The sequence below is a fragment of the Enterococcus sp. 22-H-5-01 genome (assembly GCF_050310005.1).
In the GTDB taxonomy this organism is placed as follows: Bacteria; Bacillota; Bacilli; order Lactobacillales; family Enterococcaceae; genus Enterococcus_A; species Enterococcus_A hailinensis.
The window spans coordinates 1,912,733-1,938,318 of sequence record NZ_CP189993.1 but is presented as its reverse complement, the minus strand read 5'-3'; the positions used below and the strand labels follow the sequence as shown (position 1 = coordinate 1,938,318).

Below are 25,586 nucleotides of genomic sequence, written 5' to 3'. Positions count from 1 at the left end.
CTCCTTAGATCTGCTAGCAACGACGATCAAAAATTTTACAACATTGATTTATATAGTTCGATGATTTCTTCTAAAGATGCCTCTCTTGGATTTCCTGGTGTACAAACATCACGAAACGCATCCTTAGCAACTTGTTCAACATCTGCTGCTTTCATTCCAAGTTCAGATAAACTTTGTGGAATCCCTACATCGATCCCCAATTGTTTGACCGCATTTACAGTTGCAACACGAACATCAGTCAACGACATGTCAACAGCATCTTTAATTCCCATTGCAATGGCGATTTCTCGGTATTTTTCCCCAGTATTTTCTTTATTGAAATCCATGATCAACGGCAGTAATGTAGCACAGGCAACACCATGTGGGGTGTTATACCAAGCAGATAATGGGTGCGCCATTCCATGCACCAATCCTAATCCAACATTTGAAAATCCCATGCCTGCAATGTATTGGCCTAACGCCATCTCCTCGCGGCCCCTCTGATCACCCGCAACTGAATCACGTAATGAATGACTGATGATTTCAATTGCTTTAAGATGTAACATATCACTCATTTCCCAAGCCCCTTTAGTAATGAACCCTTCAATCGCATGCGTTAAAGCATCCATCCCGGTTGATGCACACAATCCTTTAGGCATTCCCATCATCATATCGCTATCGATAAAGGCAACTACTGGAATATCATGTGGATCAACACAAACAAATTTACGCTGATTTTCAGTGTCAGTGATGACATAATTAATCGTCACTTCCGCTGCTGTTCCAGATGTTGTTGGCACTGCTAAAATTGGTAATGCCGGTTTTTTCGTTTCAGCAACTCCTTCTAAACTAATAACATCCGAAAATTCCGGATTTTCTATGATGATCCCAATAGCTTTTGCTGTATCGATTGGAGAACCCCCACCAATAGCTATGATATAATCAGCTTCGGCTTTTTGGCAGGCTTCCACACCGGTCTGAACAGCTTGGATAGAAGGATTCGGCACGATACCATCATAAATTTCGTAGGCCAAACTAGCTTCTTCTAAAATATCGATAACTTTAGTCGCTACCTCGAATTTGAGCAAATCTTTATCTGTAACAACCAACGCTTTTTTGAATCCACGTTTTTTAGCTTCGTTAGCGACTTCTTTGATCGCTCCTTGACCAAAATAAGAAGTTTCATTTAATATCATTCTATTTACTGTCATTGTTTATCCTCTTCCCTAATTGTGTTTATATTCACAAAAATTGATGAAAAGAAACTACGAATAGCTTCTTTTTACAATTCAAATACTTGTTCTAAATCAACTGTTACTGGTGAATTATCCGAATTTGTCTCCATCATATCTGCCATATAATCCCACCATTTGCGATTGATTTCTGTGTCCGCCGTCTTGGCCCATTCCGCTTCGTCTTCTATTTCTAAATAACCAAAAAGATAATCTGTTTCTGGATCGAAGAAAATCGAATAACTGATCGCTCCGTGATCTTTTAACATTTTACGCATCTCGGGCCATAGTTCATTATGACGTTTGGCATATTCTGCCTTCAACTCAGGATACAATTTCATGCGAACCGCTTTTTTGATCATATATTTGTCACCTGCGCTTCAAAAAATTCTGGATTAGGTGTAATTCCAAATTGTTTTGCTAAATCAATAAAATTTTCATCTGTGATTGTTTGACGAACTCCGCCTTGAGCTTGAACGTAGGTGTAGATTTGTGCTGCTTTTTCTGCTGTTTCGATCAAACCAAAAGTTTCATCCATTGTACGGCCGGCACCATACACACCATGGAATGACCATAGGACTAAGCGAGCTTCTTTCATTTTTTCTGCTGTGGCTTGTCCAATTTCATTTGAACCTGGAATCAGCCATGGCAATACCTGAATACCCTCTGGGAAAACAACCATGCATTCAGTACACATTTCCCAAAGTGTCCGAGTGATCGCTTTAGCAGTCAATTCATGTGTGAAAGTCATTGCTAACAGATGACTAGCATGACAATGCATCACGATTCGATTTTCTGGATCCACTTCTAATCGAGCGATGTGACTCATCAAATGGGCGGGCAATTCACTAGTGGGTACACCACCATCTGTATAACCCCACAATAATTCTACGCCATGTCCATCTTCTGAAACACGAATCAGTCCTAAATTATTCGCAGGATCTTGAATGACATTTTTAAAATATTTACCTGACCCAGTGACGATAAAATACTTACCTGCTAGTGCTGTTCCATCAAAATCCATCGGAATCGTGCGTAAAATATTTGCCGGATCAAGGTATTCTTGAACCACTTCCTCATCTAATAAATACGAAACATTTCCGCCATTTCTTTCATCCCAACCCAAACGGTATAGATTGCTTGTCACATCCACCATTTCTTTTACAAACGGTGCTTCAATGATATTCTTCACGATTGATTCCTCCAAAATTTTCTTTGCAGATCCGTGAAAGAAGTCTTCATTAGGAAGACTCACTTACACGATCATATTTTATTTTGTTGCTGCTAATTCTTTATCTCGAGTAGATAAAATATCACGTTCATAGTTCATGACTTCTTCATACCAGTTCATACCAACAGGCGCATCATTTTGTTCACAGAAATAGTTCCAGACATCAGCATATGGGAAATCTTTCAATTCTTCCGTAAATGCCATGCGTTTGGTATAATCATTTTCCAATTCGATTTGCTTTAATTCATTAGTTGGTTCCAACATCGCTTTTAATAATGCTTTTTGAGTATTACGTGTCCCGACTACCCAAGCAGCGATTCGATTGATCGTTGCATCGAAGAAATCCAAGCCAATATTTGTTTTATCCAATAAATCATTCCGAACGATTTCTTTACCGATTTCTTGTAATTCATCATCCATAATCACTACATGGTCAGAGTCCCAACGAACAGGGCGTGAGACATGTAACATGATTCCTTTAGAAAATAATGCTAGTGAGGATAATTTATTTGAGATGACTTCGGTTGGATGGAAATGTCCGGCATCCAAACAAATTAATTTGTCACGAGTTAACCCATAACCCATATAGAATTCATGTGAGCCTACAGTATATGCTTCAGCACCTAACCCGAATAATTTACTTTCGACAGCTTCTTGTGTATATGCTTCATTTAAATCTTCTGCAAAAATTTCATCTAGCGATTCCATCATTCGTTTACGCGGTGTATAACGATCAATCGGGTTATCTTTCATACCATCTGGCATCCAGAAATTATTGATACATGTTTGTCCTGTTTCTTTCCCTAGATATTCAGCAATTTTACGGCTCCGTTTCCCATGTTCGATCCAATAGTCACGCACTTCCTTGTCAGGATGTGCCAAAGTCATTCCGTCTTTCATCATCGGATGAGAGAAGAATGTAGGATTAAAGTCTAAACCGACACCTTGTTCATTCGCCCATTTTGCCCATTTTTCAAAATGCTTTGGTTCAATTTCGTCTAAATCGACAGCTTCATCGGTATCTAAATAAATCGCATGTAAATTGATTTTATGTTTACCAGGAATCAACGCTAATGCTTTTTCCATATCTTGACGTAATTGATCCGGTGTATGGGCTGCTCCAGGATAATCTCCTGTCGCCATGATACCGCCAGTTAATTCTCCATCGGGATTTAAAAAGCCTTTAACATCATCGCCTTGCCAGCAATGCATCGATATTTTTACTTCTTGTAATTTTTGTAAAGCTGCTTCTGTATCGACACCGATTTCTGCGTAACGAACTTTTGCTTCTTGGTAACGTTCTTCAACTGTTTTTGTCATGTTAAAATCTCCCTTTTCTTTATACGTTTTATACGAATGATCTCGTTAATGCTTGATAGTTTTCGATTGCTTGATGATTATCTTTTTGCGGTACGAATTCTTTTAATGAAAATGATTTTTTGATTCCTTCGCGTCCTTCTGCTAAGGTACCGAATCCATTTGTCGCAACCATTTGAACAATGATATTACCAATAGCAGTTGCTTCTCCAGGTCCAGCTAATACATTGATACCGCAAGCATCTGCTGTTAATTGATTCAAGAAATCATTATTAGACCCACCACCGACGATATGAAGTTGTGTGATCGTTTTACCTGTGATCGCTTCTAAGTTTTCTAATTCGACGGCATAACATAATGCTAAACTATCGTAAATACAGCGCGCCAACTCACCTGGTGTCTGAGGAACTTTTTGATCATATTCCTGGCAATAATTTTGGATTTCTTCAATCATATTTTTAGGGTTCATAAAGCGTGGATCATTGACATCGATTAAACTAATGAATGCTTCTTCTTTACTTGCTAGTTCAGCCAATTCCGGATAGGAATATTGATATTCTTGTATCCGGGCTACTTCTTGGATCAACCACATACCCATGATATTTTTCAAGAAACGAATCGTTCCTTGAACTCCCCACTCGTTTGTAAAATTGGCATCAAAAGCTGCCGGAGTTGAAATACCTTCCGCCATCTCAACCCCCATTAACGACCAAGTTCCCGAACTGATGTAAGCCCAATTCTCACCTTTTCCTGGGGTTCCGACTACAGCAGAAGCTGTATCATGTGATGCTACCGAGATAAATATTGCATCTGGTAAATCATATTCAGGAAATTTTTCTTTTTGGATTGGTCCTAGAATTGATCCTGGTTCGACCATTTTAGGAAATAATGCTTTATCTATTTCGATTGCTGTTAAAATAGCCTCGTCTAATTTTCGTGTTTTTAGATTCATCAGTTGCATAGTTGACGCATTGGTTTTTTCTAAAACAGCTTTTCCTGTTAAAACATAGCCCAAATAATCGGGCATCAATAATAATTTATTTGCTTGAGTCAATGTTTCTGTTTCTTCTTTTAGTAATTGGAAAACAGTATTGAAAGGTTGCAGTTGAATCCCTGTTTTTTCATAGAGCTGTTGTAATGAAAAATTTGTATCAAATTCCTCCATTGCTCCATTCGTACGTGAATCCCGATAGCTTACAGGTTGTTTCAACGGCTGGTCATTACTGTCTAGTAAACAATAATCAACGCCCCAAGTATCGATCCCTACGTAGCAAGTATCAATTCCTCGCTTTTTGATTTTTTCTAAACCAATTAAAATTTCTGTGATCAAATGGTCTGCATCCCAACAGTCCTTTCCTTCAATCATTGAAAATCCATTTTTAAAACGATGGATTTCTTCCAAAGAAATTTTATCGAATGGATCTTTTTCCGAAAGCATCAATCGTCCACTAGATGCTCCAATATCAATTGCTACATATGTTTTTGTCATTTTGATACCTCTTGTCCACGAGAAATATCCATATCATTCACAACTTGCTCATTGTTGCCATAACGTTCTTGCGTAATTTGTTCAAGTGTTTTGCCACGCGTTTTCGGAGTCCATGCCGTTCCGATCACTAATGAAACCACTAGTAGACCGATCATGACTGTTCCTGCTACGGTAAAACCTAAGTTGGCTAAAATAATCGGGAAGATAATCGACCAAACACCACAACTTCCACGTACCAAAAAGAACATTACGCCTTGTGCACCACCGCGATATTTCGTTGGGAATAATTCTGATGCCCATAATGCATAGAAAGCTTGTGCACCGATCCCAGCAGAAACGCCCCACAGGATAACGAATACCCATAAACCGATCCAAGACATCCCAACATATGTTAAGACCACCCAAGAAGCTACTGCTAATAAAGCGCCTACAAAATAGAATTTACGATGGTCAACTTTGTCTCCTAATTTTGCAAAACCAAAGTAAGAGCCCAATGAAGTTAAGACCCACAAAGCTGCTTGTAGCATATTCGCTTGCGAATTAGTCAAACCGCCAACCGTTTCATATACGAATGGCATGAAGAATCCCATCGCTCCTGCGACTAAGTTCCAAAACAAGTAAACACCAACTAAAAACGCAATTGACTTTCTATTAGCAACACTTGAAAATAAATCCCGATAAGGATGAGCTTTTTCAGATTCCTGTAATGCTGCTTGACGAGCATTTTCTTCTTCCCAATCTTTAGATTCTTCTAGTTGACGTTGTAAAATCCAAGCGATCAATGCGACAACGACTAACGATACAAATAACAAACGATTTCCTACCAAACCTAATGGGGCTAAGATGACACCTAATGTGAAAATAATTGCTGGTCCTAACGACCAAGCTAATTGTGAGATACCGATATTATGTGCCCTAGAATCAGGGTGTGCCATTTCAGCGATGTATGACCAAGAGGCTGGTACGCCAGCTCCTACAGACAAGCCCATAATTAGAAATCCAGCTAATAACATCGGAAAATTCATAGCAAAAATAATAAATAATGCCCCAAACATATAAATCAATAAGTTATAGGTATAGATGAATTTACGTCCAAATTTATCTGATAAATGTCCTCCGATCAAAGCACCTACAGCAGCACCAAAAGCATTTGCGCTAAGGGCTCCCAGTAATCCAACAGAGAAACTGCTCAAACCAAAATGTTCTGCCCACAATGTCAAACCACTTGCGCCGGCTACGATACAACCTGAATCTAAATAATTGGTCAAGGAAACAGCAATCGTTTCTTTCTTTCCTCCACTGCTTTGTCCACTCATGTTTTTCTCGCTCCTTAAATTTATTTACATGCATATTATCGAATGTTTTGGTTGCGCTTTCAATGACGAGGATATAGAATGAGTGTAACGAATTTACAGGGATGTGTTGACATGCATACAATTGTAAAAGAGTATCTAAAACACCATAATCAGATCGAAAAAGAACAGTTTCAAAAGAAAGAATTTGTAATGGATATCCCCGCAAAATCTTTTCAAACAGATGAGAGTGATATGATTTTATTAAGAGAATACTTCTTAAAAAATAACTCTATTTATATTAGTAAGCACCCGCGCTTTGCCCCTTATCCTAAACACAGCCATCATTTTTTAGAACTAAATTATGTTTATTCAGGTAAATCTATTCAATATATCAATGGTAATCGTGAAATCATTCAACAAGGAGAGATTTTATTACTTGATCGTGGTTCTTCTCATTCCCTCGGTGAACATGGAGAAGATGATATTTTGATCAATATTATTTTTCCAAATGATCGTGTCGATATCGATTGGTTATCTAGTTTGAATGATAAAAATAGTGTACTTTTTAATTTTCTGGCTCAAACGATCGCTACTCGATCAAGAAAAGAATATTTGATTTTTCGTTGTGCTCAAAATGAACATGTTCAAATGATTTTAGATCAAATGATCGACAAATATTTTTCTGAACCTATATTCGCTAATGAAATCATCACTTTATATATCCCTATCCTATTCACCGAATTGATCGGTAATTGCAAATATGATTTTTATGAAGAACAAAAAGATAAAACCAATAATCAAGTAGTCATCGATACATTAAAATTAATCGAAAAAGAGTATGCAACACTCTCCCTTGAAGTAGCAGCTCGACGATTAGGCTATAATAAAAACTATTTAAGTAATATCATCAAGAAAAAAACGAATGCGACTTTTTCTGAGCTGTTGACTAAGCAACGGATGAAACAAGCTAGGTTTTTAATAGAAAGCACGACTTTATCCATCAGTAATATCGTTGAATTGATTGGCTTAAAAAATCGCAGTCATTTTTACAAAGAATTTAAGGCGGCCTATGGTGATCTTCCTAATGCTTTTAGAAACATTAAACCCCTGATACGACGAAATAAGCCAGTGCTACTCGAAATAAAAAGTGCTACACTAAACTTATCTCTATAAAAAGTGAGGGTTTTATATGAAAGGCATCATTTTTGATTTTAACGGTACTATGTTTTTAGATTCTGATTTACATGAAGCCGCTTGGCTGTATCTGATTCAAAAATATTCAGCTAAAACAATGACAGAAGAAGATATTCTTAAAAATATCCACGGTAAAACCAACGACGTGATTTTACGTCATTTTCTTTCCGCTGATCTATCGGACGAAGAACTTCAAAAACTATCGGATGAAAAAGAGGCTTATTATCGTCAGTTAGTTGTCGATAGTCCCGAACATAATACATTTACGCCTGGTTTAACAAATGTATTGGATGAACTGAAAGCTAAAAATATTCCTATGACGATTGCCTCAGCATCGCCTAAAGTGAATATGGATTTTTATTTTGATTATTTAAACTTAGGCAAATGGTTCGATGAGTCAAAAATCGTCTACCATGACGGTTCTTTTCCTGGAAAGCCAGCACCGGATATTTTCTTGATTGCGGCAGAAAAAATCAAACTTGCTCCCAAAGATTGTTTAGTGATCGAAGATTCTTACTCAGGTCTGCAAGCCGCACGTAACGCCCAAATCGGCACGATCGTTGCGATTGATCCATTCCATCAACATCGCGCTATTTTCCAAGCAGAAAAACTGGCACCAGATGGTGTGATCGAAGATTTTTCAACCTTCAGCTCAAGCTATCTAAATTAACAAAAAACCGCAGCGAAATCCTTCGCTGCGGTTTTTTATTATATGATTTTTGCACCTAAAGTATTTTGGAAGTGGTTCAAAGCCCATTCATGCCCCACCTGGTCAAAACTAGCAACAGCATTTTTCGGTATCACTAATTGATAGCCTAAGTTATACGCATCAACAGCCGTATGGAGTACACAAATATCTGTACAAACACCCGTAAGACATAATTCGGTGATTCCTCGCTCACGTAAACGAATATCTAAATCCGTTCCGCTGAATGCGGAGTAATGCCGTTTATCGAGCCAATAAACATTTTCTGCAGCTTGATTGGTTTGATAAAACGCAGCTAATGAGCCATAAAGCGCTCGCCCGGCTGTGCCCACGACATTGTGTGGTGGGCACAACTTATTTTCTGGGTGATAATGATCAGCAGGATCATGGCCATCAATAGCAAAAACAATCAAATCCGCTTGATCAAAATAATCTTTCGTTACCGCAACTAGTGCCTCTTCAATCGCTTGTCCAGCTTCACCTGTTGTTAATTTCCCATCGGTTGCAACAAAATCATATGTGTAGTCAATTGAAAGCAGCGCGCGCATTTACCTTCCTCCTCTACTTAAATTGTTTTTTATTTTAAATGAGTCACAAATTCAATCACTAATTGAGCGGACAATGTCCCGGTACGTTCAACAAATTCTTCATGCGACTCTGTTGCTTCACCATCGGCAGTATCACTGATCGCCCGGACGATCAAGAATGGGATTCCAAATTGAGCGGCAGTATGACCAATAGCTGCCCCTTCCATTTCAACTGCTAGAGCTTCAGGAAAAGCTGATTTGATCTGATTGATTTTTTCCGAACTGCTGACAAAAGTATCACCTGAAACGACTAAACCTACATGAGTTGTTTGGTTCATTTTTTCGCTTGCTTTGATCATTTCGGCTTTCAAATAAGTCGAACCATCAAAATAGAGCGGCATTCCAGGAACTTGGCCGATCTTATAGCCAAATGTAGTCGCATCAACATCAAAATAGGCTACTTTATCAGCAATTACTAAATCACCTACAGAAAGACCGTTCCCAATACCGCCAGCTGTCCCAGTATTAATGACCATATTCACTTTATATTGTTGGATCAAGACTGAAGTCGTGATCGATGCTAATACTTTTCCGATCCCCGATTGAACGACGATTACTTCATGTTTTCCTAGACTACCAGAAATAAATAATGCTCCTGATTGCTCCCAAGAAAGTGGGTGTTCTAATTGTTCTCTCAATGCCTTGACTTCTGGCTCCATTGCGCCGATAATTCCAATTTTCATACAAATTCTCCTAGTTCTTTTTATCAATAATTTTTATCTTTATCAGTTTACCATTCTAACCAAATCGATTTAAAGGAAAAAGACTGCCAACATGACTACAACCAATAGCAGTAAAACAATAATAATGGCTTTGTTCAAAAAGCTGCCTCGTTCTTTTTGTTTTGCACGTTCACTGCTCCGGCTTTTTGTTACAGGTTTATTTTTCTTCAACTCTTTACGATAAACAGAACTGATTTCTTTTTCTCTTTTTTCGTATGCTCGTTCAGCTGCTTGTCGTTGCTCGTCTGCTAAACGTTCTTGTGCTTCCTTGCGCTTACGCAACTCACTGCGTGTCACTAGGGGGGATTGGCCCATGCATATCCTCTCCTTAATTCTAATTCGCTGTTTTAACTTTATTTATATTGAAGTAATTCCCAGTAATTGACCGCAAAAATCGTTTTTGCATCACAAATTTCTCCATCCTGGATTGCTTGCTTAGCTTCGGCTAAGGTTAATTCATATAATTCCAATACTTCATCCTCATCTTGCGGGCGAGGGTTTTCTACTTTTACTAAATCTGTGGCTAAATAAATATATAATTTTTCATTTGAAAATCCTGGAGACAGATACATCTCATTTATGTACGTCAAATTATCGGTCCGATACCCCGTTTCTTCTTCTAATTCTCGGCTAGCTGTCTTTTCTGGTTGTTGACCTTCACCAGGATCGATTTTTCCAGCTGGAATTTCCAAAACAACTTTTTCTAATGGTTTACGGAATTGTTTGACCATGATTATTTTATTTTCTGCGGTAATTGGAATGATTCCTACGCCACCATGGTGAAAGACCAATTCACGCTTGGCATTTCCTCCCATCGGTAAAGCTACATCATCTAAATAAACATCGATGATCTTTCCTTTAAAAATCTCTTTACGCTCAATTGTTTTTTCTTCAAAATCTTTATATTCTAACATCTGATTACTGACCTCCTTATTTACGTTACGAAAGCATTCTTGATACTTACTTATAATTTGAGCTTACACTGCGCAAACCTTTTACACTTCCTATACCCATCGCTCGATCGTTCTGCTTTATTGTATCACAGATAATTCTTACGTTTTTTCTAAATCTGAAAAATCCATCTTTAGTCCCATACTAAATCTATAGAAATTCATGCTATTATTAGCGTGTAAAGAAATCAAGTAGTTTGAATAGATAATGTGAAGGGTTCTTACTAGATTAGGAGGATTATTATGCGAAGGAAAATATTCCCTATTGTCATCGCAGCGGTGGGTGTTCTCTGCTTTTTCGAAGGCGATTTTGGTGACTATCTCGTCTTTTTAATGTTGGTAGTCGGTTTTTGGTTGATTTACCGTGGCTTCAAAGGTCGGAAAATCCAGCCGCAAAAAGAGGAGCTGCCGTTTTTGACAAAGGAAAAAGAAGCGTACTATAAACAAGTTGGAATGAGTGAGCGCGAAATCGAATTGTTCCGTGAAACGATGAATCTCTCAAAACAACAAATTTTAAAATTGCAACAAAACATCCAAAAAAATGCCAAATTAAAAGCAATTGATTTACGTCATGATACTTTGAAAGCTTCGAAAGCGTTGTTCAAAGAATTAGTCAAAGAGCCAACACGCTTACCAGAAGCTAGTCAATTTTTATATACTCATTTACCTAATATCGTCGATTTGACTGATAATTATGTTGAAATCAACGACCATGAGGTCAAGTCAAAAGAAGTTTATGGTAAACTAGAAGAAAGTGCACAAATCATTGATCAAATGGCTGATTTGATCGTTAAAGACTATCAACAATTCGTCGCTGATGATCTAGAAGATATGGACATCGAGATTTCGATTGCCAAAAAGAACCTGAAACAAGATCCTGATTTGTCTACAAAATAAAATAGCGAAACAAAAAATCTAGCTGTAGCTAGATTTTTTTCGAACAGGAGGAACCCTAGTGGAGCCAGAAAACAAACCGCAAACGCAGTCAGTCGACAATACATTAGATGATTTACTTAGCAATCCTTTTGGAACTGATGCCTTGACCCCCGTTCAGCAAGAAGAAATCTCGAACCTGCAAACTCAGGAACAAGCAGATCGTTTAGTCGATAAATTACCGGCAGAACGTCAAGCTCAAGCTCGTGAATTAGCAAAAAAAATCGACGTGAATGACTCACAAGCTGTCATTGGCTATGGGGCAACTGCACAGACCAAATTAAGTGAATTCTCACAATCAATGCTTAATACCGTCTCTTCTCAAGATATCGGTCCGATCGGTGATTCATTAAATCAATTGATGTATCGCTTGAACGAAGCTAATCCCGATGAATTACGCGTCGGCGAAGGCAATATCTTCCAAAAAATGTTTGGCAAAGTAAAACAATCGATCTATGAAATCACTACTAAATACCAAAAAATTGGTGCTCAAATCGATAAAATTGCTACTAAGTTGAATGTTGAAAAAGATGGTCTCTTAAAAGACAACCAAATGTTAGAGACACTTTACAATAAAAATAAAGATTATTTCGATGCTTTGAATATCTACATTGCCGCTGCGGAATTAAAAATGGAAGAATTGAAATTCCAAACGATTCCAGATGCAACGCAAAAAGCTCAAGCTTCCGGCGATCAAATGGATGTCCAAGTCGTAAATGACTATACGCAATTCTTAGATCGTTTAGACAAACGGACATACGATCTAAAATTAGCACGTCAAATCACGATCCAGCAAGCACCGCAAATTCGCTTGATTCAAAATACGAACCAAGCTTTGGCTGAAAAAATCCAAGCCTCGATCAACACGGCAATTCCTTTATGGAAAAACCAAGTGGCGATTGCTTTGACATTATTACGCCAAAAGGATGCTGCTACTGCTCAACGTCAAGTCTCTGAAACGACCAATGATTTATTGAAGAAAAATTCTGAGATGTTGAAAATCTCTACGATTGAGACTGCTAAAGAAAATGAACGCGGCATCGTTGATCTAGAAACCTTGCAACAAACGCAAAACGACTTAGTTGAAACGTTAGAAGAAACATTGCGGATTCAAAAAGAAGGCCGTGAACGTCGTCAAGCTGCTGAAATCGAAATCGGTCATATGGAAAGTGATTTAAAAGAAAAACTAATGGAATTAAATTCTGGAAAATAAATAAAAACGCATGCCTTAAAGGCATGCGTTTTTATTATGCTTTCATATATCCTAACACGACGCCGCCGACGATAATCAACAGACAGCCGATAATAACATAGTACATTTCTTTTTTGGTTTTGCGTTCGCCTAGTAAGAAGATACCACCCAATGTTGAGATGATAATTCCCATTTGTGACAATGAAAAACCAACAGCTAAACCAATGTTTTGAACACTTAGCAACATACAGATGTTTCCGATTCCCCATAATAGACCAGAAACAGTGTTACGCCATACGTAACGATCTACTTTCGCTTTGCGGAAGGCAAAGAAGCTTGCGCCGACCAACATCCCGATACTTTGCGGTAAAATAATTGCTAATGGATCTAAACCAGCCCAAGTAATAATGATTGTATAGACACCATAACCAATGGTTGAATAAATCAATGCACGGAATCCTTTACCGAAATCCAGCATACCATTGTCTGTTTTCACGCCACTTTGATCGTCTTTGCGAGCGGTTAAATATGCGCCCAAAACTAACAAAGCTAAGGCAATAAAACCTAAAACGAAATCTTTTGTTTTTGTCCATTCATGGAAAAAGACTGCGCCGGCGACGGTATTCAAAATTAATTGAAAGCCGGTTGAGATCGGTAAACCAACCGAAACTCCCATGAATTTCATCCCGTGGAACTGGCCATTTTGACCAACGGACCAAAAAAGACCTGACAAGAAACCGATTAACAAAATCCAACTACTCATTGCTGGTTGAACAACAAAATAAGTGACTACTGCAAAAACTAAGGCACCAATTGTCATTCCTAAGGTTTGCTGATTAGCGTCTCCGCCTAATTTCCCGCTCACCAAACCAATGCTTCCCCATGCCACCATCGGTATTAGGGCAATTAAAATACTCATAAACTTACTCCCTTCAATTCACAACTGAAACAGTTTAGCGAAAAAAAGGCTTTTTTGCAATATAAAATTAGAAAATTTAACGTTCTTCGTGATAAAAATCTAGCCTTGGGAAAAATAAAGTCATTTTAGTCCCGATTCCTGTCTGCGATTCAGCCGTCAACGTAACCCCTAATTTAGTCGCCAAGGTCTTTGCCAAATATAAACCGATGCCTGTAGAATGTTGCTGTGCTTTACGACCATTCTCGCCAGTAAAGCCCTTATCAAAGATCCGGCCTAAATCTTCAGCTGGAATACCAATACCATTATCTTCCAAAATCAGAGAAATACCTGAATTTTTAGTCACGATTTTTATATCGATCGTTCCATGATTGGGTGTATATTTAATTGCATTACTTAATAATTGGCGAAAAATAAATTCGATCCATTTCGCATCTGTTAGCACTTTTACATCTTCTTCAGACAAGGTCAGTTGCAGATTTTTCTGAATAAAATAATTGGCTTGGCCACGGATGATCGGTTGAATAATTTTTTTCAGTGAATATTCTTGGATCAAATAATCGTTGACGAATTCGTCTGAGCGAGAATAATACAGGATTTGTTCGACGTACTCATCGATTTTTTGGATTTCATTTTGTAATGAGATAAATTTTTCATCAGGGATATCAAATTCAATGGCATTCAAAATCAAATCAACGGCAGCTAAAGGAACTTTGATTTCGTGAATCCAAGAATCCATATAATCTTTTTGATCTTTTTGACTGTCTAATAGCTGTTCTAGCATCAAATGATGCTCTCGAACTTGCTGATTAATATATGCTTGGACCATTTGCTCTTCATTCGTATTGGCCACTTCCACAAAATGTTGTAAATGTGAATCTGCTTGATGATCCAATGCTTTATACCACTTACCACGACGATAATAGTCAAGCGCAAAGAAAACAAAAATAAAAAATAACTGTAAGACAAGCAGATAACTGATATTATCCCAGAAATGATTAAGCCCTGGGGTCAGCCAAACCATAAAAATCATCAATAAACTAAGTATCAGCCAGCCGATTATTATCAATGATCGATCTTTTAAATATTTGAGAAATGTCATAATTACTCCTTTTTAGCATGACTTCATTCACTATTGATTGAATAATCTATGGCACAATGTATCCCTGACCAACTTTTGTTTGGATATAATCTTCAATGCCCGCTTGTTCGATTTTACGGCGCAAGCGATTGATATTTACCGTCAATGTATTATCATCGACAAAACGCTCATCGTCCCATAATGCGCGCAGCAATTTGTCACGACTCAAAATTTTCCCATGCTGTTTCATCAAAATAAACAACAGCCGATATTCATTTTTACTTAAATCCACCACTTCTTCTTGGATCGTCATACTGCTGTTATCAATATTCAATGTGATACCATTGTGCTCCAATTCTTCGCCGCTTTCTGCGTAGTTATATGAACGACGCAACAATGCATTGATCTTAGCTACTAAAATATCAATTTGAAACGGTTTAGTGATATAGTCATCCGCCCCCATATTCATTGCCATGATTTGATCCATATTCGTGTTACGTGAAGAAATAAAAATGATCGGTACTTTAGAAACTTCCCGAATTTTTTGACACCAATAATACCCATCATAAGCTGGTAAGTTAATATCCAATAACACTAATTGAGGTGCAGCTTGTTCGAATTCTTCAAATACTTGATTAAAATCTTTCGTTTGAAGCACATCAAATTTCCACTTAGTCAGTTCTTCACTGATCAATTGGCTGATGACTGCTTCATCTTCTACGATCATGATCTTTGCCATGTAGTTCACCACTTTCTGCCTTCATCATATCAAAGAATGCTTAAAAAATGAAAGGCTAACTGTTCCCCATTTAATGTAAACTTTAGCAAAAATAATTTCATGATCGCTTGATAGCCAATCTGGCTAAATCGATCATTTTTTTTTGCAACAACTACAAAAAGGACCTTTGATTTGAACTTTCATTCAAGTCAAAGGACCTAGTTAAACTATTGATTTATTTGCTGATCTAATTTTGTGCTATCGATTTGAGTATCTTGGGCTAGAATTGCTTTGAAAATTGGCAATTGCTTTTGGATCTGACCTGCCTGATCATTTTCTACTTGCATTACTAATAGCGGTTCATGCAGACTCAAGCGCAACAGCATCCAACCCGTTCCGAAAGGTGCCTCTACTGAGAAGCGGATGCCTTCTTGATTCTCTGGATTGACCGTAAAACCTGTTTGCTGCGCCAGTTCCACTTTAAAACGATCAATCATCTTTTGACCGGTTGCTTGATATTCCTCACCGCTGATCGGGTAACGAAGCTCTAAAGTCTCTTCTGGTTGTGCTAGCTCTGCCATTAAATCAGTCAATTCACGATTTTCTTTTTGCAATTTTGGCAGCAACATTAATACTTTGGCGATCACATAAGCACCGTCATCTAAAAAGTAATTTTCTTTGAAGGCTGCGTGAGAGCTAGTTTCAATTGCTAATTGACAATCAATCCCTTCATCATTTAATTCAATTGCTTTATTGATGACGTTTCGATAACCCGAAATATAGCGGTATTGCTTGCCACCTTTTTCTTCAATAAAACGTTTCAGATGGTCAGACGTTGGAGAATTTGTAACGATCGTACTGCCGGGATGTTCTTGTAAAACGATTGCTGATAATACCGCAATCAGATTATTTCGATTGATAATTTGTCCATCTTTGGAAACGATCGCTGAACGATCCACATCAGTGTCAAAAATCACTCCCAAATCTGCTTGGTTTTCTAAGACAGCTTGTTTGATACTAGCCATTGCCTCTTTATTATCTGGATTAGGAATATGATTTGGAAAATGGCCATCTGGTTCTAAGAATTGAGAACCTGTCGTATCTGCACCCAAAACAGTTAACACTTTTTCTGCAAAATAGCCGCCAGCACCATTGCCTGCGTCAACAACGATTTTCAAGCCTTTTAATGGTTGCTCCGATCCACTGCCTTGCTGGATTTTTACAACTAAATCTTGAGCATAACGAGACAATAAATCTGTTTTTTTTACAGTTCCGGCTGCCGAATCACTCGCCTTTGTATGCGATAAAATAAAAGCGATATCACTTTTTTCTGCGCCGCCGCTTTGACTGAAAATTTTGATACCATTAAAATAATATGGTAAATGGCTCGCTGTCAACATGATACCGGCATCGCATTTGAATTCTTCAAATTGAGTCGCCATAAATAAAGCTGGGGTCGTAGCTAAACCAAAATCTAAAACATCGCAACCTGCTTTCTCAAACACTTCGATCAATACATGTTTTAATTCCGGACCCGTTAAGCGGCTATCATGACCAATACCGATTTTAAATGGTCGCGTGACGCCTTTGTCATCTAACCAGTTAAGAATTCCTTGGGCAATTTGACGTGCCTCTTCTGTTCCCAAGTTTTTAATTTTATCTCCATCTGTGATAGCGATTCCACGAATATCTGAACCATTTTGCAATTTTGTTAATTCCATGGATGGGCTCCCTTCAATTCTACTTTTAGTTCATTATACCAAAAATCCCGGAAAAGAAAGCCTTTTCCGGGATTTTTTACTAAATTAATGAAATTTTATTTTTTTAAATGACTCGTGACGACGGGTTCTTTTTTGCTTGACGTTTTTGCTGCCATTGAATGCGCCAAGAAACGATTTTATCCATGACGATCGTCAAGCCTTTAAACAACCAATAGCTTCCAATTGTTAATGGGATGACAAAGAATAAATTACGATTCCACAATTTATCAAAATCAAAAAAGTCTCTAAAGAATAAGTAACAGCTAAGATAGGCCGTACTCAAGACCGCGATCAGTGCAATTTTTTTCTTGTCTAATGGAAACGACACTTTATACAACACTAACAGACCTACACAACCAGTCAAGAAGACCGACATCGTAGAAGAAGCAATAAAATCTAAGTCAAACAAAACATCGGCTAATTGAATGATCATGACCGCTCCTACAACCGTGAGTGCTCCCGGCAGTGAGACACGTAAAATATTGTTCAAAAAGTCGCCTTTGATTCGTTCATAACTTGGTTTCAACGCTAGGAAGAACGATGGAATCCCAACAGTCAGTGCATTGATTGGCGTAAGTTGAACAGGTTCAAACGGATAAGGATTCGTAATGAACATAAAAATTACCGCCAAAATCAATGAATAGATCGTTTTAACTAGATACATCGAAGCTACGCGTTCAATATTATTGATTACTCGGCGCCCTTCGTTCAAAACATTTTGCATCCGTGCAAAGTCAGAATCTAATAAAATGACATCCGAAGCTGCCCGCGCAGCACTGCTGCCGTTAGCCATAGCTACACCGATATCAGCCTCACGTAAAGCTAAAACATCATTGACACCATCGCCAGTCATACAAACCGTATGTTTTTGCTTCAATGCTTGGATCAATAATTGTTTTTGCTTTGGTGTTACTCGTCCAAAAACAGTCGTATGTTCAACTAAATACGGATAATCGATGGGCTCTTTCAAACTCGACATATCGACAAATATCTCTGCATCTTTGATTCCAGCTTTTTGAGCAATTTTTGAAACGGTCAATGGATGGTCACCAGAGATAACTTTTAATTGAACGTCTTGTTTCGCAAAATAACCAAATGTCCCCCGTGCATTTTCCCGTAGATTGTCTGAAATAATCAAAATGGCTAGTAACTTAGGTTCGACAGCCATTTCTTCTGCAAGCACTTCTGGATATTCCACTAATGCTAATACTCGCTGTCCCGCCTCTAAATAAGGTTTGATTTTAGCTTCCAATTCTGTTGATTGTTCATGGAAAATAAACTCTGGTGCACCAACGGCAAAATTCCCTTCTTCTTTGAAAGACACCCCGCTCCATTTTCTAGCAGAAGAAAATGGAACAACCGTTTCAACAGACCAATCTTCAATCAAAGGAAAAGCCGTCCGCAAAGCTTTAGCTGTTGCATTTTGGTCTTTGAGTTGATGCATCAAAGCCCCCATGATCGTCTTTAAGCGCAAATCAGAAATATTTTTCAAAAGTGCTTCTTCAAATTTCAACGTGCCGTCTGTGATGGTTCCAGTCTTGTCCAAACAAATCACATCGACTCGAGCTAAGGTTTCGATGGAAGGTAGCGCTTGGACTAATACTTTTTTTCGGGCCAAATTAGCTGCACCAACGGCAAAGGCTACGCTAGTTAATAACATCAAGCCTTCCGGAATCATACTGACTAACGCAGCGACTGTTCCTAAAACAGCTTGCTTGATCGAAGAAGATGTTTGATATTGACTATAAAACAATCCTAATCCCACCGGTATGATGATGATCGTCAACACAGCGATCATTCGATCCAAAACTTTTGTTAGTTCGGAATTGCCCGTCTTTTTTGTTTTCGCTTCGCTTGTCAATTGTTCTGCAAAATTATCTTTTCCTACTGCTGTACCTTGATAGAAACCTTCTCCTGCTGTTACAAAGCTTCCGCTATACAATGCATCTTGTTCTTTTTTTTGAACACGATCAGATTCACCCGTCAATAATGATTCATCAACTTCGATGCCTGCTCCTGAGATCAATTTTCCATCGACCGGAACTTGATCACCGTTTCTTAAATAAAGAATATCGCTTAGAACAATTTCTTCTTGATCGATTTGCTGCAACTGCCCATTCCGCAAGACAATCGCTTTAGTTTTTGCTAATACTGATAACTTATCGATCGTATGTTTCGCTCGTAATTCTTGAATGATCCCAATCAACGTATTGATAATAACGACACCAAAAAAAAGTGTGTTTTTTGGGGAACCAACTAATAGAACCAAGATGGCTAACACTAAGTTTAACAGGTTAAAAATATTGATCGTGTTTTCTTTGATGATTTCTTTATCTGACTTCAACAAATTTTCTTCGCTCTGATTTACTTGTCCTTCTGCTGTTTTTTGTTGAACAGCTGCTGTGCTTAATCCTTTTAACTCCTCAGGAATCAGTACATCATCGAAATTTTCTTCAACTACTTGGATCGTTTCTTTTTTCTTTTTCATATAGTACCTCTCACTCCATTTGTAACAAATGCTGATATTCAGCGATCAATGTATTTTTTTCTACATTTATCTTAACACTACTTGGACTTTAAGTCGGGAATGAGCCTTATTAAGAATGTTTCTTAAATTATTTTCTAAGATTATTCCTATTAATGAAAAAAAAGTATGCCGCAATATTCTTGCGACATACTTAAATTAAATATCTTTTGGCACGTAAAAACTACGATTATCCATGCCAAAAATCCGTTCCGTATAAGTTCCCGGTTCTGTATTTTTGACTGCACCTGATAACATTTGCATCGAAGCATCGATATTATCGATTTGATGTAAAATCTCTGCTTCCATGATTCTTGGACGGACTGGTGAGCCATATTCTAATAACCCATGATGAGAAAGAACCATGTGGCGTAGAATAACTACATCTTCCTCCGCATCATTGATTTTCAATTCGATGCAAGCTTTGGTGATTTCTTCATCGACTAAAACTAAGTGACCGACTAGATTTCCTACAACGGTATATTCTGTCGCAGAAGGTCCGGTCAATTCGATCACTTTTCCTAAGTCATGAATGATGATACCTGCATAAAGCAAGGAAGCATTTAATTGCGGATATTCATGAGCGATCGCCTTGCCTAAGCGTAGCATTGTCAATGTGTGAAATGCTAAACCGCCAGCAAATGCATGGTGATTGCGTTTGGCAGCCGGAAATTCAAAGAATTCTTTTTGATATTTATTTAGTAAGAAACGAACGATCCGGTTCCAATGAGGATTTGTGATTTCAAATAATGTTTGATTGATCTCTTCTTCCATATCTTCCCGTTTGATTGGTGCCCGCTCCATGTATAGAGAAGGATCATTAGGCTCTTCTGGTTTGGTTGTTCGTAAATGCATGATTTTCACTTGTGGATTGCCTTGATAGACTTCGCGTTTCCCATTCAGCATAACCACTTGTCCCGCTTTGTAACGTTTGATTTCTTCTTCTGAAGCATCCCAGAATTTCCCATCTACTGTTCCCGAAGTATCTTGGAACGTAAACGCAATAAATTTTTTCCCATTTTTAGCTAAACGGACATCCGCATTCTTGATCAATACATACATCTCAAATTGCTCGTCGACCGTTAATTCTTTAATTTTCTTCATCATTAGACTCCCTTCAATTCCCAGACTGGCTGGTGAAGCTCTTGGTAATAGCTTACCATTTCTTGATCAGATGACAAACAAATGACTTGATAATTTTCACTAAATTGCTGTAATAATTTTGCGAATTGGTATTTTCGTTGATAGTCGTAGTGCAGCCAGCCGTCATCGATGATCACTGGACACAAAGGATGCTTCTGTTGCAAAGCTAAATAAGCGAAACGAAAAGCCATCATTAACTGGTCTTTTGTTCCAGTCGATAGATTATAGACACTCATTCGATCAACCGTTAAAATCCCTTCACTAAAATCTAGTTTGGTCTGTTCACGATTCGTTAACAAACGGAAATAGGTTGTCGCCTGCGCGAGTAATTCCGGCAATTGCTGTTCAGACAACTCAGTTGCAACATCTTGCAACAATTGATTCTCTAATTTGGTGATCGCATAATCTTTAGTCAATTTTTCAACATGAGCTCGTTGTTGGCTTGCTTGCTGATACAAGTTATCTAACGTTCCATCGGCTTGCATTTGCTGAATTTGAAGTCGAGAACGCTGTTCCTGCTCTTGTAATTGGTGCAACTGCTGTTCACCCGTCTGAATCGTTTGTCGTAACGTACGCAAAGCTTCTTCGATTTCCGCTTGAGTAGTTTCTTGATCAAATAATGGGACTACTCTTTCAGTCAATTCTTTTAATCGCAATTGATTTTTTGCAACATCCGCTTCTCGCTGTAAGAAAGCAGGTATCTCAGCCGGATAAGCCAACCGTAGATTTTCCATCAATACTTGATGTTGATCTAGTAGTTGCTGTTGCTGCCGCTGTGCCTCGTGGATGCGCTGTTGCAAGACTGTATTTTCTTGATACGTCTGAGCAAAACGAATCTGTTCCATTTCTTTTGCGAATTGCTCCACGATCGGTAATTTTTCAGAAAGATTTTTTTCACGTAACGGCAACCATTCCGCTAAAAAATCAAATCGCTGTTCTTGCTGCATTAAATTTTGTCGTAAATCCGCTTGACGATGCTGCAACTCTCGCTGTGTTTTTAATTGGGCTAAAAAATTCTGGGCTTGTTGATTCACTTTGATCACTGCAAACTCATTGATTTCACTAGTTATATTTCGTTGCTCTAATTCATGCTCTAACTGATTGATCAAAGCTAACAAACTTTTCTGACTTTGCAAAGCCTGCTCTTTTAATTCGGCTAATTGACCTTCATGAATATCTAATTGGCCTAATTTTTCCTGCCAAGTACTTTTATCAACTGGTTGATTACGTTTGATAAAGCCGCTAACTACACAAACAACTGCAGCTACTAATCCGATATAGCGCAAAGGTGCGGGTAAAAAGAGCGAACTGACCGCTACAATACCTGCAATGATAAATAACCACGGTATGGTTTTCTTTTGTTCAAACAACTCTGGATGTTTTTGTTCATAATCGTTTAAACTTTTCTCCGCCTGATTTCGCTGCTCTGTGACCAGATGCAAACGAATCTTCAATTCATCTTCCGTCTTTTGCTGATTTTGTAATGGAAGAAACAGCTTTTGAATTGCTTGCTCATCCGCAAATGGTCGTGGTGGATGATCTTGCCAGCCCGCAGTTTGCCCGTGATTCATCTCAGCTAACTGATTAGCGATCCGTTGCTCCTCATCCAACATCCGGCTAATTGCTACTTTTTCTGTTAACAGCTGTTGAATTTTATTTTCATATTCTAAATAAAAATAATAGCGAGCCGATTCTTGATTGCCACTATGCTGCTGCAATGCCGCATGTAATTTTTCTCGTTCCTTTGATAATTGCTGATACTCTTGATAAAAAACTTGTAATTTTTGTTGCTCTGTATCACTCGCGGTACGTTGAAGATCCATTTTACGCAAAGTCAAATACTCCGCATAGGCTGACCAGTTCATTCGCTGCTGTTCCAATTTCAATTGCTGTTCTTGGAACTGCCGGTTTTTACGGGTTTGTTTAGCTACTTGTTCATTTTGAATATCCGCTTGACCCACTAGCTGCTGAAAAGAAGCTTCTTGCGACTCCTTTTCTTTGATTCGTTGTTGCAGGCGCTGATACGTTTGAAGAGCTTGGTTAAGCGGCTGTTTTTTCCCTCGTGGACGATAGATCCGCTCGTAATTATTTTTTAATCGCAACCGTTGTTCAAACAATTCATTACTACCTGACAAACCTAATGAAATTAGTGCGTCATGTAGATTTTCTTCGCTTAATGCATCCATTTGTTGGAGTTGCTCTTGCTGGAAAGTAAATACTTCACGAAATAATTGCAATGTTAATGGATAGAGGATTCGCTCTAACAAATCCTCTTCTCCTTGTTGACCATCTTCCAGCCATACTTTTGCTTTGCCTTTATTTTTTGTTTTATAACGTTCGACCGTTACGATTCCATACGTTGGATGGACAAGTTGTAAACGACCGCCAAAACCACTGCCATCATTCGGTGTATAGTCTTTACCTTTTTTTCGTTTTGCAGGAAACCCAAATAAAATCGCTTGGATAAATTGATATAAAGTGGATTTCCCAGCCTCATTCAATCCATAAACTAATTGATTTGAAGATTCAAAGATAAAACTTTGCTGACGCCACTTGCCGAAACTCGTGATTTCAGCTTTTTTAATCCACATCAGCGTCCCTCCTAAACTGATATCGTTGCTCCATCTTCTCTTTGACCGTTGCAACGATCGTTTCTCTAAATGATTGATTCATCATTTGATGTAATTGTGGATTTAGATTCAACTCACTTAATAATTCATTGAAAATCTCGGGTTCTCGATAGGTCGTGATCAATTGTTCTACCAAGGCTTCATCCACCGCTAGATATGGACGTTCTTGTGGCAAATCAGCTACGGCTAATTGCCATAAAAAGATATTGTCAGCGACTTCATCTTGTACTGCCTCTAATAACTCTCCCGAAGCGATTTGATAGCTTAATTCTTCTCCTAGACCTTCCACATCACAAAACTCTAATTGTAAAATCGTCGGCATCGCTGCTTCAAGTTTACGGATCAAAGGAAATACCTCCCTTGGTTGACGAACACCCTTCAATGAAAGGATTCGTTTTTCCCAGCGAATCACTTCTACCGGAACCGTTTGACGTAGTAACTGACTGCCGTTTGATTCTACTAACGTCACTCCAGAAAGATCAGTTTCTTTTTGTGTATGCCCTTGTGGCGTTCCGGGATAGATGATAAAAGGACTTTCTGACAATACTTGCGGTACATGAATGTGTCCTAACGCCCAATAATCGTATCCCTTTGTAAGCAATTCACCCAATTGAAAAGGGGCATAGGGCATTTGTCCCCCATGATACATCCCAATATGAAAATCAACTGCTCCTTTATAAGGAAAGCTTTCAGCCATCGCCGTTTCAATCGTTGGATGCTGATAGCTGAAACTCGTGATCGCAACTTGCTCCCCCGCTTTAGTCATTAGTTGTTTTGTTTCAACCTGCTCGTCAGAAAATAATTGAATATTATTTGGAAAAGCGAACCAATAACGTTCCGCTTGATAAAAATCATGATTACCAAAATTCATAAAGACTGGGATACCGGCTTCATCGAGGCGAGCCATTTCTTGGAAAAAGAAACGTTGAGTCTTTAAAGTTGGCCGATTTTGATGGAAGGTATCGCCAGCTAATAAAACAAAATCTACATTATTATTGACAGCAACATTAACGATATTTTGCAACATTGTTTGATTGGCTGTCATCAATTTTTTTTCGAAATATTCAGGTACAGTCGTCAGACCTTCAAAGGAGCGATCCAAATGGAGATCGGCTGCATGTAAAAATTTCATTTTTCTCCTCCTCACCTATAGCAGTACATTTATTTTTTCAGCATAAAAGCTTGCATTGCTAAGTATTTTATCCAATCTGCACTTATTTTAACATAAAAAAGCGAAAGTCTGTTCGTATTTAAGCGAAGATTTTAAAAAGTTAAATTCTCGAAAGAAAACGAAGAATTCGTTAAAATAAGAGCATCAAAAAGGAGTGATACTCATGACGAATGATCAGCTAATCAAGAAAATCAAAGAGTTGTTAAATGAAGGCAATGTTGAAAAAGCCAAACTGTTTGTTGAAGAACATAAAGACGAATTAGGCGAATACTATGATAAGGCCAAAGTCCTGTTAAATTCAGAAAAATTCGATGGACTAAAAGAGCAATTCAAGAAATTCTTTTAATTAGGTATTAAAAAAAGAGGTCGAATCAAAAGTAGAAAATACTTTTGATTCGACCTCTTCTATTCTTTTGATTAGCCTTCGTATAATTCACGGATCGGTGTCATGATCACACGATTTAGATCATTGATAATGACGCTGAAAGCTTGTTCTTTCATCATCAATTCATTGATCAATTCTTCTTGTTGAACTTTTTCAGCTAATGCTTGTGCTTGTTCAGCATCGGCATCGCTAAAATCTTCGCCGCGCATTTGTTTTTCTTGTAAGCCTTGTTGGAAAGCTTGGAAATCCTTGAATGCAGCATATGCTGTTTCATTCGCTTTTAATTGTGCAAAAGCTTCTTCTAAAGATTTGAATTCTGGTAACTCACGGATTTCACGTTCTAATCCATTTGCTGTATCGTAAATATTTGCCATTTCGTATCCCTCATTTTCTATCAAAGTTACTTTTTTATTGTAACATGAATGGAAACG

General features: G+C 38.1%; 24 protein-coding genes. 5 read left to right on the top strand and 19 right to left on the bottom strand.

The features are described 5' to 3' along the window. Nucleotides 1–35: 35 nt before the first annotated feature. The 6 genes from fucO to ACQKTA_RS09880 form a co-directional block, all read right to left on the bottom strand. On the bottom strand, nt 36–1,190 hold the full coding sequence (fucO, locus tag ACQKTA_RS09905; RefSeq protein WP_427813597.1) for a lactaldehyde reductase: 1,155 nt from the start codon (nt 1,188–1,190) through the stop codon (nt 36–38). A gap of 71 nt (nt 1,191–1,261) precedes the next feature. Further along, complete coding sequence (gene rhaM / locus ACQKTA_RS09900; protein ID WP_427813596.1) at nt 1,262–1,573, bottom strand: L-rhamnose mutarotase; 312 nt, start codon at nt 1,571–1,573, stop codon at nt 1,262–1,264. Then, on the bottom strand, nt 1,570–2,367 hold the full coding sequence (gene rhaD, locus ACQKTA_RS09895; protein ID WP_427814544.1) for a rhamnulose-1-phosphate aldolase: 798 nt from the start codon (nt 2,365–2,367) through the stop codon (nt 1,570–1,572). The genes rhaM and rhaD overlap by 4 nt, the downstream gene beginning before the upstream one ends. A 114-nt stretch (nt 2,368–2,481) precedes the next feature. Further along, nucleotides 2,482–3,762 carry an L-rhamnose isomerase gene (gene rhaA, locus ACQKTA_RS09890; RefSeq protein ID WP_332580691.1) on the bottom strand — a complete coding sequence of 427 codons (1,281 nt, stop codon included), beginning with the start codon at nt 3,760–3,762 and terminating at the stop codon, nt 2,482–2,484. A 28-nt stretch (nt 3,763–3,790) separates the two neighbouring features. Further along, complete coding sequence (rhaB, locus tag ACQKTA_RS09885) at nt 3,791–5,248, bottom strand: rhamnulokinase (RefSeq protein WP_427813595.1); 1,458 nt, start codon at nt 5,246–5,248, stop codon at nt 3,791–3,793. Beyond that, the gene (locus tag ACQKTA_RS09880) at nt 5,245–6,564 is read right to left on the bottom strand and encodes an MFS transporter (RefSeq protein ID WP_427813594.1); all 1,320 of its coding nucleotides are present in this window, start codon (nt 6,562–6,564) and stop codon (nt 5,245–5,247) included. The genes rhaB and ACQKTA_RS09880 overlap by 4 nt, the downstream gene beginning before the upstream one ends. A gap of 111 nt (nt 6,565–6,675) precedes the next feature. Here ACQKTA_RS09880 and ACQKTA_RS09875 point away from each other — a divergent pair, with 111 nt between their 5' ends. Both ACQKTA_RS09875 and ACQKTA_RS09870 read left to right on the top strand, forming a co-directional pair. Next, nucleotides 6,676–7,716, top strand: a complete 1,041-nt coding sequence (locus tag ACQKTA_RS09875) for an AraC family transcriptional regulator (protein WP_427813593.1) — start codon at nt 6,676–6,678, stop codon at nt 7,714–7,716. Nucleotides 7,717–7,732: 16 nt separating this feature from the next. Next, nucleotides 7,733–8,407 (top strand): HAD family hydrolase, encoded by a 675-nt coding sequence (locus ACQKTA_RS09870; protein WP_407856020.1) that lies wholly within the window; start codon nt 7,733–7,735, stop codon nt 8,405–8,407. 38 nt (nt 8,408–8,445) lie between these two features. Here the strand turns inward: ACQKTA_RS09870 and ACQKTA_RS09865 are convergent, their stop codons facing one another. The 4 genes from ACQKTA_RS09865 to ACQKTA_RS09850 form a co-directional block, all read right to left on the bottom strand. Continuing rightward, nucleotides 8,446–8,991 (bottom strand): cysteine hydrolase family protein, encoded by a 546-nt coding sequence (locus ACQKTA_RS09865; RefSeq protein ID WP_427813592.1) that lies wholly within the window; start codon nt 8,989–8,991, stop codon nt 8,446–8,448. A gap of 29 nt (nt 8,992–9,020) precedes the next feature. Beyond that, nucleotides 9,021–9,713: a 5'-methylthioadenosine/adenosylhomocysteine nucleosidase gene (locus ACQKTA_RS09860; protein ID WP_427813591.1), complete on the bottom strand. Its 693-nt coding sequence runs from the start codon at nt 9,711–9,713 to the stop codon at nt 9,021–9,023. A gap of 69 nt (nt 9,714–9,782) precedes the next feature. Continuing rightward, nucleotides 9,783–10,067 (bottom strand): cell wall synthase accessory phosphoprotein MacP, encoded by a 285-nt coding sequence (macP, locus tag ACQKTA_RS09855; protein ID WP_332580698.1) that lies wholly within the window; start codon nt 10,065–10,067, stop codon nt 9,783–9,785. A 38-nt stretch (nt 10,068–10,105) separates the two neighbouring features. After that, nucleotides 10,106–10,666 (bottom strand): NUDIX hydrolase, encoded by a 561-nt coding sequence (locus ACQKTA_RS09850; RefSeq protein WP_427813590.1) that lies wholly within the window; start codon nt 10,664–10,666, stop codon nt 10,106–10,108. Nucleotides 10,667–10,945: 279 nt separating this feature from the next. Between ACQKTA_RS09850 and ACQKTA_RS09845 the strand changes: the two genes are divergently transcribed. Both ACQKTA_RS09845 and ACQKTA_RS09840 read left to right on the top strand, forming a co-directional pair. Next, the gene (locus ACQKTA_RS09845; protein WP_332580700.1) at nt 10,946–11,599 is read left to right on the top strand and encodes a 5-bromo-4-chloroindolyl phosphate hydrolysis family protein; all 654 of its coding nucleotides are present in this window, start codon (nt 10,946–10,948) and stop codon (nt 11,597–11,599) included. A gap of 58 nt (nt 11,600–11,657) precedes the next feature. Then, nucleotides 11,658–12,848, top strand: coding sequence for a toxic anion resistance protein (locus ACQKTA_RS09840; protein WP_332580701.1), 1,191 nt, complete (start codon nt 11,658–11,660; stop codon nt 12,846–12,848). Between the two features lie 34 nt (nt 12,849–12,882). Here ACQKTA_RS09840 and ACQKTA_RS09835 read toward each other — a convergent pair whose 3' ends face one another. The 8 genes from ACQKTA_RS09835 to ACQKTA_RS09800 form a co-directional block, all read right to left on the bottom strand. Further along, nucleotides 12,883–13,746, bottom strand: coding sequence for a GRP family sugar transporter (locus tag ACQKTA_RS09835; protein WP_427813589.1), 864 nt, complete (start codon nt 13,744–13,746; stop codon nt 12,883–12,885). A 76-nt stretch (nt 13,747–13,822) separates the two neighbouring features. After that, nucleotides 13,823–14,845, bottom strand: a complete 1,023-nt coding sequence (sapS, locus tag ACQKTA_RS09830; RefSeq protein ID WP_427813588.1) for a two-component system sensor histidine kinase SapS — start codon at nt 14,843–14,845, stop codon at nt 13,823–13,825. A gap of 46 nt (nt 14,846–14,891) precedes the next feature. Then, nucleotides 14,892–15,563, bottom strand: a complete 672-nt coding sequence (gene sapR, locus ACQKTA_RS09825; protein ID WP_427813587.1) for a two-component system response regulator SapR — start codon at nt 15,561–15,563, stop codon at nt 14,892–14,894. A 206-nt stretch (nt 15,564–15,769) separates the two neighbouring features. Beyond that, nucleotides 15,770–17,263: a phosphomannomutase/phosphoglucomutase gene (locus ACQKTA_RS09820; protein ID WP_427813586.1), complete on the bottom strand. Its 1,494-nt coding sequence runs from the start codon at nt 17,261–17,263 to the stop codon at nt 15,770–15,772. Nucleotides 17,264–17,366: 103 nt separating this feature from the next. Then, nucleotides 17,367–19,790 (bottom strand): HAD-IC family P-type ATPase, encoded by a 2,424-nt coding sequence (locus ACQKTA_RS09815; RefSeq protein WP_427813585.1) that lies wholly within the window; start codon nt 19,788–19,790, stop codon nt 17,367–17,369. 195 nt (nt 19,791–19,985) lie between these two features. Then, nucleotides 19,986–20,930: a 3'-5' exoribonuclease YhaM family protein gene (locus ACQKTA_RS09810; RefSeq protein ID WP_332580707.1), complete on the bottom strand. Its 945-nt coding sequence runs from the start codon at nt 20,928–20,930 to the stop codon at nt 19,986–19,988. Nucleotides 20,931–20,932: 2 nt separating this feature from the next. Continuing rightward, the gene (locus ACQKTA_RS09805) at nt 20,933–23,560 is read right to left on the bottom strand and encodes an AAA family ATPase (protein WP_427813584.1); all 2,628 of its coding nucleotides are present in this window, start codon (nt 23,558–23,560) and stop codon (nt 20,933–20,935) included. Beyond that, nucleotides 23,550–24,731, bottom strand: coding sequence for a metallophosphoesterase family protein (locus ACQKTA_RS09800; RefSeq protein WP_427813583.1), 1,182 nt, complete (start codon nt 24,729–24,731; stop codon nt 23,550–23,552). Before ACQKTA_RS09800 ends, ACQKTA_RS09805 begins: the two co-directional genes overlap by 11 nt. Before the next feature lie 202 nt (nt 24,732–24,933). Here ACQKTA_RS09800 and ACQKTA_RS09795 point away from each other — a divergent pair, with 202 nt between their 5' ends. Continuing rightward, on the top strand, nt 24,934–25,116 hold the full coding sequence (locus ACQKTA_RS09795; protein WP_407856027.1) for a hypothetical protein: 183 nt from the start codon (nt 24,934–24,936) through the stop codon (nt 25,114–25,116). A gap of 71 nt (nt 25,117–25,187) precedes the next feature. Here the strand turns inward: ACQKTA_RS09795 and ACQKTA_RS09790 are convergent, their stop codons facing one another. Continuing rightward, a complete protein-coding gene (locus ACQKTA_RS09790) occupies nt 25,188–25,529 on the bottom strand; it encodes a YlbF family regulator (RefSeq protein WP_407856028.1) in 342 nt (113 codons plus the stop codon). Nucleotides 25,530–25,586 lie beyond the last annotated feature (57 nt).

Bases quoted from the DNA above. Each gene is read 5' to 3' on its own strand.
- fucO (WP_427813597.1), bottom strand. From the start codon at position 1,190: ATGACAGTAAATAGAATGATATTAAATGAAACTTCTTATTTTGGTCAA.
- ACQKTA_RS09800 (WP_427813583.1), bottom strand. From the start codon at position 24,731: ATGAAATTTTTACATGCAGCCGATCTCCATTTGGATCGCTCCTTTGAA.
- sapR (WP_427813587.1), bottom strand. From the start codon at position 15,563: ATGGCAAAGATCATGATCGTAGAAGATGAAGCAGTCATCAGCCAATTG.
- ACQKTA_RS09820 (WP_427813586.1), bottom strand. From the start codon at position 17,263: ATGGAATTAACAAAATTGCAAAATGGTTCAGATATTCGTGGAATCGCT.
- ACQKTA_RS09875 (WP_427813593.1), top strand. From the start codon at position 6,676: ATGCATACAATTGTAAAAGAGTATCTAAAACACCATAATCAGATCGAA.
- sapS (WP_427813588.1), bottom strand. From the start codon at position 14,845: ATGACATTTCTCAAATATTTAAAAGATCGATCATTGATAATAATCGGC.
- rhaB (WP_427813595.1), bottom strand. From the start codon at position 5,248: ATGACAAAAACATATGTAGCAATTGATATTGGAGCATCTAGTGGACGA.
- ACQKTA_RS09815 (WP_427813585.1), bottom strand. From the start codon at position 19,790: ATGAAAAAGAAAAAAGAAACGATCCAAGTAGTTGAAGAAAATTTCGAT.
- ACQKTA_RS09850 (WP_427813590.1), bottom strand. From the start codon at position 10,666: ATGTTAGAATATAAAGATTTTGAAGAAAAAACAATTGAGCGTAAAGAG.
- ACQKTA_RS09805 (WP_427813584.1), bottom strand. From the start codon at position 23,560: ATGTGGATTAAAAAAGCTGAAATCACGAGTTTCGGCAAGTGGCGTCAG.
- ACQKTA_RS09810 (WP_332580707.1), bottom strand. From the start codon at position 20,930: ATGAAGAAAATTAAAGAATTAACGGTCGACGAGCAATTTGAGATGTAT.
- ACQKTA_RS09835 (WP_427813589.1), bottom strand. From the start codon at position 13,746: ATGAGTATTTTAATTGCCCTAATACCGATGGTGGCATGGGGAAGCATT.
- rhaA (WP_332580691.1), bottom strand. From the start codon at position 3,762: ATGACAAAAACAGTTGAAGAACGTTACCAAGAAGCAAAAGTTCGTTAC.
- ACQKTA_RS09880 (WP_427813594.1), bottom strand. From the start codon at position 6,564: ATGAGTGGACAAAGCAGTGGAGGAAAGAAAGAAACGATTGCTGTTTCC.
- ACQKTA_RS09795 (WP_407856027.1), top strand. From the start codon at position 24,934: ATGACGAATGATCAGCTAATCAAGAAAATCAAAGAGTTGTTAAATGAA.
- ACQKTA_RS09790 (WP_407856028.1), bottom strand. From the start codon at position 25,529: ATGGCAAATATTTACGATACAGCAAATGGATTAGAACGTGAAATCCGT.
- ACQKTA_RS09845 (WP_332580700.1), top strand. From the start codon at position 10,946: ATGCGAAGGAAAATATTCCCTATTGTCATCGCAGCGGTGGGTGTTCTC.
- ACQKTA_RS09865 (WP_427813592.1), bottom strand. From the start codon at position 8,991: ATGCGCGCGCTGCTTTCAATTGACTACACATATGATTTTGTTGCAACC.
- rhaD (WP_427814544.1), bottom strand. From the start codon at position 2,367: ATGGTGGATGTGACAAGCAATCTATACCGTTTGGGTTGGGATGAAAGA.
- macP (WP_332580698.1), bottom strand. From the start codon at position 10,067: ATGGGCCAATCCCCCCTAGTGACACGCAGTGAGTTGCGTAAGCGCAAG.
- ACQKTA_RS09860 (WP_427813591.1), bottom strand. From the start codon at position 9,713: ATGAAAATTGGAATTATCGGCGCAATGGAGCCAGAAGTCAAGGCATTG.
- rhaM (WP_427813596.1), bottom strand. From the start codon at position 1,573: ATGATCAAAAAAGCGGTTCGCATGAAATTGTATCCTGAGTTGAAGGCA.
- ACQKTA_RS09870 (WP_407856020.1), top strand. From the start codon at position 7,733: ATGAAAGGCATCATTTTTGATTTTAACGGTACTATGTTTTTAGATTCT.